The sequence below is a fragment of the Bacillus sp. (in: firmicutes) genome (assembly GCA_017656295.1).
Classification (GTDB): domain Bacteria; phylum Bacillota; class Bacilli; order Bacillales; family JACDOC01; genus JACDOC01.
Genome location: JACDOC010000018.1, coordinates 47726 through 57256, shown reverse-complemented (window position 1 = coordinate 57256; position 9531 = coordinate 47726). Strand labels below are relative to the sequence as shown.

General features: G+C 35.3%; 3 protein-coding genes and 1 pseudogene. All 4 read right to left on the bottom strand.

Annotated elements, in window-relative coordinates; translation table 11 throughout:
- Positions 1 to 5175, bottom strand: a pseudogene (locus H0Z31_12685) (DNRLRE domain-containing protein).
- Between the two features lie 634 nt (positions 5176 to 5809).
- Positions 5810 to 6259: a hypothetical protein gene (locus H0Z31_12680; protein MBO8178298.1), complete on the bottom strand. Its 450-nt coding sequence runs from the start codon at positions 6257 to 6259 to the stop codon at positions 5810 to 5812.
- Positions 6260 to 6763: 504 nt separating this feature from the next.
- On the bottom strand, positions 6764 to 8725 hold the full coding sequence (locus H0Z31_12675; GenBank protein MBO8178297.1) for an ABC transporter permease: 1962 nt from the start codon (positions 8723 to 8725) through the stop codon (positions 6764 to 6766).
- Positions 8715 to 9479 carry an ABC transporter ATP-binding protein gene (locus H0Z31_12670; GenBank protein MBO8178296.1) on the bottom strand — a complete coding sequence of 255 codons (765 nt, stop codon included), beginning with the start codon at positions 9477 to 9479 and terminating at the stop codon, positions 8715 to 8717. Before H0Z31_12670 ends, H0Z31_12675 begins: the two co-directional genes overlap by 11 nt.
- Positions 9480 to 9531 lie beyond the last annotated feature (52 nt).

Here is a 9531-nt window from a genome sequence, read left to right as displayed (position 1 = left end):
TGTGAGGAAACGACCGATATTGGCATCATAATAACGCGCCATCAAATAGTATAGGTCTGTTTCTTCATCGAAATAGTACCCTGTATACCGTATTGGATTCTGTGATGCCATTGAGCCAGTTTGTGAAAGGACATTTCCCCATGCATCGTAATCATATTCCGCAACAATATTTCCATTGGCATCGGTTAATGCCGTTACGTCACCGTGACCATTTACATGATAATGATACGTTACACCATTTCTCGTCATCGTAAGTGGTTGACCATTTTCATCCCAAGTATATTCCGCAATGATGTTGTTGTTTTCATCTGTTTCATACAACAATCGAATCGAGTCACCGTCATAGTGGTAGTAAGTCGTTCCAGATGACGTTGTTTTACTGATTCTTCTTCCTTGATGGTCATACGTGTAGGTTGCAATCGTTGTATTAGTTGCATCTTTTACTTCTACAAGACGGTTGTCATCGTTGTAAAGAAAGGTATACTCGCCATTATCGATTAAGTTCCCATTGACATCATACGTGTATACTTGTCCGTCTACTGCTGTTAACTGATTGGCTGCGTCATACGTATAGGTTGTGGTCGTTGAACCTGTTCCATCCGTTACGATTTTCTTTGTACGGTTTCCAACGGAATCGTACTCATAGGTAATGGTTGTTCCATCTAATAGAGTTTCTTCAATTAATTGATTCAATGCATCATATTGATACGTAATCGTTCCACTTTCGGTTTCCACACTTGTAATATTTCCATTGGCATCGTAACTGTAAATGAAATAATTCAAGACACTTCCAGTTTTATCAAAGTTTTTAATGGACTTTAATAGATTCGCATCGTTATACTCGTAGGCTGTATACGTTCCATTTGCTTTTAGAATCGCCGAAATGTTTCCACGTTCATCATACGTCAACTTAGCAAGGTTGGCACTATTTCGGGACAAGGCAACAAGTTGGTTTAACGGATTATAACTGTAACCGAATGTTGTGGTTGTCGATCCATCCGTTATTTCTCTTGATGTGATATTAGAGTTGTCATCATATCCAAGTGTTAGCGATGAACTCGTACCTTTATCAACTTGCGTTAAGCGATTGTTTTTATCATATGAATACGTTACCGTTTGATTATTTTCATCCGTCACGGATGTGACGTTTCCATTGGCATCATACGTAAAGGTCCATTTGGTTACCCCATTATGTGCTATCGACACGAGGCGATTAAGCGCATTATAACTATAGGAAACCGTATCCCCATTTTCATATGTGACTTTCGTTAAATTTCCATTTTTATCATACTCAAAAGATGTGGTTTGATTTAATGGATTGGTAAAGCTTGATACTTGATTAAATTCATTATACGTATAGTTTGTTGTATGATTTTTCGCATTGGTTACCGATGTACGATTTCCTACACCATCATATCCATAGGTTGTCTCATTTAAATTTGGATCTGTCACTTTTGTTAGTTGATTCTTTGCGTTATATTCGAAAGAAGTCGTTTTCCTTTTTCCATCAGTGACACTGGTTTGATTTCCGGCTGCGTCATAACTGTATGATACGGTATGACCTAAAGGATCCTTGATTTGAGTGACATAGTTTGAATTCGTATCATACGTATAGAAGGTATGCGAAGCCCCTTCTTCTAGACGCATCGCATCAAACCAAGCAGTACCCGATTGATCGAAGAAGTAGTAATACACATCAATTGAGTCAAAGGCTCTATCTGGTTTAATTTCTGCGGCTACATGCTGCCAGCCTTCCTTTGTTTTATCAAAGTCGTTGGCATTGCTCCAATCTGTAGAACCATCTGTATAATGGATGGCTACTTGTAAGGCATAGTGCCCTCCGTTCGGATTAGCACCGACTTGTTTCGAGTATCCAGAAAGTGTGAATCGGGAGTTTTCATCTCCAGAAATCGGAATCGTTTGTTTAATAAACTTATTCTTTCCGGATTCACCCGTGATTTTAAAGGACTGACTTCCAACGTAATATTCAGACGAATCCAATTGGTCATTCGCTGATAAATTTCCACTGGTTTCCCAATCATCAGGTATTTGACCGTTATTGCTACGTTCAAAGCTTGAATTCTCAACTAAGTTGTATGCACCTAGGACGGTTCCTTTTTCGATTTGAACACCATCAAAATAGGCGGTACCTAAACTAGCATCCATCCCTACAGCTACCCGAATTTTTTTCGTACCAGAAGGAACATTTTCGTTATCTATTACTAACTGTAAACGAGTCCAGTCATGAGTCCCTTTTATTCCGTATGACATGGAAAAGCCTAACCAATTGTTTGAATCATCGAAATATTCTACTTTGATTTGAGCTAAGCCGGTTGTGTTTTCGGTTTTCACAAAACTGCTAACAACGTATTCTTCATTAGCTTGATAAGGAGCCATTTCACTGAATACATTCGCCCAACCTGTTGGATTGGAAATACTCACACTACGATTTCAATATTTTGAAACGGTTGACCAGTTTATCGTGGCTGTTGTTCCGGATTGCTGGATCGTATTCCATCCATCTGGCCAGCTGTTGTTGTCTTCATCGATTTCAAAGTTTGAATTTTTGACAAGATTGTCAGCGACCGACATCGGATGTGTGGTGTATAATACTTTTCCGTACTGATCATATCGAGTCGCGGTTGATTGTTGGTAAGAATCAATTGATTCTGTTAAGTTATTCTTATCATCATAGTCATAATGTTGAAGATTATTGTTAAAATCTTGTTCTTGAATCAGGTTATTCTTGTCATCATAGGTATAGGATTCAGTCTGATTTTCTGGTAATTGAACGGAAGTAATATTTCCATTCTCATCGTAACTATAGATATAAGCTTGCGTGCCACTGGATTGATTCGTATTGGCATCAACCACTTTTGTTAAGTTGTTATGGTTATCATAATAGAACGATGTGACAGCTTTGTTTTGAGCATCTAATGGATTTTCAATGATTTCTTCGATATTTCCATTTGGGCTGTATTTATAGTCTACCCGATTTCCTTCTCCGTCTACGACTGTTGTGATTTCGTTTTGTGTGTCATAGGAGTAGGTAGTTGTGCTTGTTTCGACCGTACCATTAATGGTAATTGGGCGACTAATACTGGTTACTTGATCGTCTGTATATTGAATGGTTGTCGTTATATTCTTTGCATCTGTGATGGACGTGATGTTATGATCAGCATCATATCCGTAAGTCGTTTCAAAGTTGGCTGGGTCAATGACTTTAATTAAATTTCCCTGTCCATCGTATTCATAGGTTGTGGTGCGGTTCGCTGGGTCGGTAATGGAAGAAACATATCCATTGGCACCATATTGAATGGTTGTTTTTCGTCCGGAAGCATCCTCAATTTCGATTAATTGACCAGAACCATTATACGTAAAGGTCGTGGTATTCCCATTCGTATCCACAATCGAAGCGATTCGACCCGATGTATTAAAATGGACTTTCGTTCCATCTTTTTCAGTAATGGTATACGTACCATCTCCGTTTTTCACAAGGTCAAGGTAGATACCACCAGGTGTTGTGTAGCCCCCACCCACTTTTTGGCCGAAAATATGACGGGTGTTATCTCCATCAATGAGAGTAATGGGACCATCTCCACTATCGACTAATCGAGCTTCGACATTACTCCACCAGCCGAATCCAAACATTCCGGAATGCCACGTTTTACGGCTGTTAAAGGTACGAGTAATTGAAACATCAAATCCTCGTCCTGGAACAGATATATCTGTTTCTTGAAGTACCAAGTTACCATTGGCAGGATTTATCCCTTCTTCCGTTGTGCTCCAAAAATCCTCTAACCCAATAGGATCAACCGTATAGTTAATCGTAATTCTTGGTGTATTATTTCCACTATTAACTGTGTTAAAGGAACGATATGGAGACGTAGTCTCATTTTGTTGTTTTAACATGAACCCGTAGTTTGGTTGTACGCCGTTGTACCAATCTTTGATTAATTGCGTTATTTCCCACTGCCAGTAGGTGTTAACAGAATTACTCGTCGTGGTTGACTCTGGAGAAGCTCCAATAGTCGGCTGTGTATTCCATGTGACAGAAGAAGCCCAGTTACTTGTTATACGGTATAAATCAATTGATACTTCCGTTGAATCCGAAATAGTTTGATACGCATGAAAAGTGGCGGAAGTAATAAAACTATCGCTCGGTAAACTTGGTAAATAGAATCTAATTAGCGAACGAGTGGAACCGAAATAGCTATTATATCCGGTGTTCATATAAGTATTGCTAGAATAAATAGAGTTTGGGAAGGTGCTAGACACAAAATTGTCCCTTAATACATCCCAATTATTAATAGTTGGATCTATCACAACCGGGTATTGTGTAGATGCGTCATTTAAAAACTCTTCATCCGCCACAACATCCACATATGTTTTTCCATTTTCTTTTTTAAGTATTAAGTCCACGTGATCCGAGTATTTTCCACTGGCATCCGTCATAAATGGACGTTCAAAGAACCATTGAACTTGACCCTTTTCATCTTTAAAGACAATGGTCCCTTCTTCATTGGTGTCGACCGACAACCCTTTTAATTTCAATTCAAATGTAAAGATGTTATGAGTAGGCTTGCTTTTCAAGATAATATCTTCTTTAACGGAATCGCCTTGAACTTTATAGGTTACGTCCGTATTTTCAAACAGGTCTGAATACGTAATATTATTTTTGTTGATGACCCCATTTGACTGTTTCCCATTGACTGGTATCATTTTGATAGAAAAATGGTCTTTTGTGACTTCAACTAATTCGTTTTGCTTATATTGTTTGGTGAAAAACACTTTCATGGCATGACTTTTGTTTTCGTATTTGTCTTGGTGCTTTTCACCCACTTGTAAAGTATTATCGATTTTTTTCCATTGTTTATCGTTTTGATCTTGATAGAATTGAGGCTCTAAAAAGATTTCCTCGGTAAAACTACCATCCGGATTTAAATACCTTTTGGAAAACTTTGTCCGCTTACTTTTTAGCTCTAATTTCTCCGATGGGAGTTCACGAGGCATCTCACCAATGTCTGCGTCTATTTTCTCACTTTTTTTCGCTATTTTGTCTATTTTACTAGGTGCTGCTTGGGCAAATTCTGGTCCAATAAGACTAAAGAGTAAACAGAACGAGAGTAAAATGGATAAAGTCTTAGAAAAAATACTTAACCTTCTCCTATTCATGATGTTTCGATGTTCTCCTTTCAAACAGTTTCTGGTTATCCGGATAACACACAATAATTGTAATATCCTTGAAATAATTATGTACATCTATTAAAATATGGAAATCAAATCAAAAATTATTTTTGAATAAAAAAAATAAACTGCTCTATTTAGAGCAGCTCTGTAACTTCATATAGTTCTGAAAATACGTCAATATATTATAATTTCATGTATTCTATAATAAAAATTTTAGCAACATAATATATGATGACTGAACAAAAAATGCAAAAACGCGATTTTTCGCGTTTTTAATCCTGGAATAATTCTGTCAGTTTTTTGATACAAATATATCCACTCAATATGCAAATAAATTCATTTATTCTATTCTTAGTTTATAGCAATTAATCTTTCTTATTTTTGTAATGTGTATTTTGCTCCAGTATTTCTAATTAATTTAGATATTCCTTCAGGATGATATGGCATTAATTCATCTGCTAATTCTAAATCTACCCATTCAACTTTTATAATATTTTCATCTGTTGGAATTTCTTCGGGTGAATTTAAGCTGATTGGAAGTTAACTGATTAAAATGGTCCACTGCCATAAAATGTTAGAATTTTCAGCGGTTTTTATTGCCACTAAAAAAACATTCTCGTCACCTATGAGCAAAAGATTTTCCTTCAAAAGATATTGTCTCCACACGATCCAGCATATCTTTTTCCATTTGAAACACAAATGACTTTGGAATACCAATGTCGTTACAAATAGACCCTTTTTGAGATGTTTCAATAATTAACTTTTTACCGTCATCACTTAGTTGAAACTTACTGATTTGTTTGGGACAAGAGTTTTCCATTGTATGTGCAAATAATATAGCATATTTATCAAAATTAACATCAGGACGGTTTTCTTCAATGTTAAAAGAGTTCCATAAATCTTCAAATTCCTTATCATTATAAGCTATTACTACTGTACTCTCTCCTACCCTTTGACCACTTGTGGCAGTTTGCTCTTCATGAATCAATTTTCCACTTTCTAGTTGTTTACTACAAGCCATTAGGAAAACAATAAGTAATAGCATCATTATTTTAGTAGCAAATTTCATATATTCACCCCTGCCCTGCTAATGTAAGTACATTTGTTAACAATCTACATACTCATTTTACCATTTAAAGGAAACGTCTCATCTAAAAACATAGTAAGAGTCAACATCTCCATTGATGTCATTATGTGTTGGAAATTAGCACTCTTGTAAATCATTATACTTCGCCCACCTTCATCTTTAAAACGAACATTGTTCAAATTGTAAATCATTTTATCGTATTGATCCACATAGAATTGACAGAATTATTTTGGTTTGTATTAAATCCAAGAAAGACAAAAAATAATGTACAAAAAGAAGCTTTGTACATACTTAGTTTTTGTTTGACAATCTTTAGGATAACTGCAGGGAAATGTTGGACCACTTGGCCCCCAGTTGTAACTCATTGTTCCGCTCGTTCTTTAAAATGTTTAAACTGTTGAATTACAATAGAAAGATATTCTTTTTCCAATTAACTTAAACTCTCTTTTTTATGTAGTCCTTCCTCCGCTAACCTGAACACTTACTTTAATGTCCAGTTAGATAGTAAAACATTTTCTTTCTGCCATATAGGAAAAATCCTACTTGTATGGAATGGTAGATTACTGCAACAATGAGGAAGTGTAATAGTATTTCAGGATTTTTTGTGATTCCACCAATATCCTTTGCCATAGCAACGATGTAAAGGAAAGCTAAGGTAGTTCCAACAAGGGTTGGGACAAAAAATAGGGTTGTTATCTCTCTTGAAATGATTCGCTTTACTTCCTTCGTAGTAATCCCTATATATTTAAGTTTTTTATACTTGTCTTTTTCCTTATCAATCTCGGAAAAAAGATTTAAATATAATAGAGTAAACGATCCAAAGAAGAAAATGACACTTAAAAAACAGGTTACAAAGAATAATATACCATTAGAATTTTTGTTGTGATTATAATCTTCCACTTTAGAGGCAACCTGAAATAAGTCTTCTTCTGAAGCATTCTCTACCCGAACATCAACAATTGGTGGAGTGTTTACATTGTAGCTTTTAAAACTCTTTTCTAGTCTCTCAACAGTATTAGTTGTCTTTTTCCAGTTTGCAACATTGATTAAATGAAGATTTGATTCAAAACCATCTAATTTATCTTTTAGAGACTCGAATTCGGAATTACTTACAATTATAAAGTCATGAAGATTACTTAGGTTGTTGATGTTTTTTTCTATAATTGTTTCCTTTCGTGTGTAAGTTACATTCTCATTTCTGATTGGAAAGATAACATCTTGATTATAATCATTACCACTTCCTTCGCTTTCTGGGTCATCATTTATAAAGTATACAAATTCATTATCTTGTAATTTAAGCTGATTGGAAGTTAACTGATTAAAATGGTCCACTGCCATAAAATGATAGACGTAGGACCAGTCACTGTATGGTTGTTTTTGATAATAGGTATATATCGGTATCACCAGATGTTTTTGGACGGGATTTTCTTTTTGGTCAACGATTGAGTAAAGATCTTCTAAAGCCAAGTTATTTTTATTTTCTGTTTGGATAAATGCTATATCAAAAGGATTCCTATCAATTACTTGCTTTTCATTTAACATGTAGGTGGATAATATTATTGTGCTATACAGTATAGTTATCATTATCATGACAGTAACGAGCATAAGTATAGATGTCAGTTGCTTAAATTTGTAATCTAGACTCGCCAAAAATAATAATCGACGATAATAAAATGGTTTGTATTTTTTAGCAAGCTCTATAAATAAACTAGTAAACTGATAAAGACTAATGTACAATCCTATTAATGTTGCAATTGCCCAAAAAAGCAGGAACTCACCCGCATTAGGATCTGAATACGTATAATATAGCCCAAGAATGGATCCAATAATAATAGCCAGCCCTACACCACCCAATAGTGGATTTTTCATCTTTATTGTTTCTGCAATCTTGTCACTTTTTAAGCTATGAATAACGCTTTGTTTAAGTATGAGGAAGAGTGATTGCCCAACTGCAATGAAAAATACGATTAAAAAAGTAATGATCGAATATACGAACATTTTGCTATTTAATTGAAAAGGAACCTCTTGTAATCCCACACTATTCATTAGTAGTAAAAAAAATAGTCTAGAAAATATTATTCCTGATAAAATACCCGAAATAATCGAAAAGATGGCAATGATCACATTTTCTAATAGTAATAATTTGCTTATATCACGATTGGACATTCCTAAAGTCATGAATAGTCCGATCTCACTTCTCCTTCTTTTTATAAAAATATTGTGTGCATAACTAATGAAAAAAACAGTAAAAACAACAAGGGCAACCCCTGGGACTGTTAAAACATATTGGATCGATTCTAACTTCTTAACTCGTACTACTTGCTCGTTGAAATAAACAGTTGAAAACATAAAGAAAAACGTGACTGCAAAACTGTTGCATAAAAAGTATAAAATATATTTTTTATAGTGGACCTTTGCCATTTTCCACACAATTTGATTAAAAGACATGGTTCCTTCCTCCTATGATAGCAAGGTTATCCATGATTTGATTTATAAACTCCTTCCTACTTCCTTTTTTTACGATGTAGGAATGAATTAGACCGTCTTTTATAAAGACAACTTTCTGACAATAGCTAGCTGCGAAAACGTCATGGGTAACAAGGAGAACAGTTGTCGAAAGCTCGTGAACGATTTTTTCAAAGCATTCCATAATAACTGCCGATGATTTAGAATCCAAGTTTCCTGTTGGCTCATCGGCAAAAATAATACTAGGCTCGTTCACTAATGCTCGACTAACAGCCGTTCTTTGTTGCTGTCCACCAGATATGTGATATGGATATTTATTTAGGATTGATTCAATCTCGAAAAGGTTGGCAAGACTTTGAACTTTTTCTTCCATTTCGGTTGATGTTTTCTTTTCCAGTATCATTGGAAGAATGATATTTTCTTTAACTGTTAAACTATCTAAAAGGTTAAATTCCTGAAACACGAACCCTAAATGTTTACGACGAAACAGAGCTAATTCATCAACTGCCATTTCACTTATTTTTTTGCCTGCGATTATTACTTCACCTGAAGTAGGCTTATCAATTCCACTCAATACATTAAGCAATGTAGTCTTACCACTTCCAGATGGACCCATAATCGCAATAAACTCTCCTTTATTAATGGATAGGCTCACTCCGCCCAACGCAGTAGTTGAACTTTCACCACCAAATCCTCCGTATATTTTAACAATATTACTAGCCTCTAAAATGACCATTGTATTTCCTCCTTTGGAGAATGGAAGTGTATATTCAAGCGGTATTCTTCCA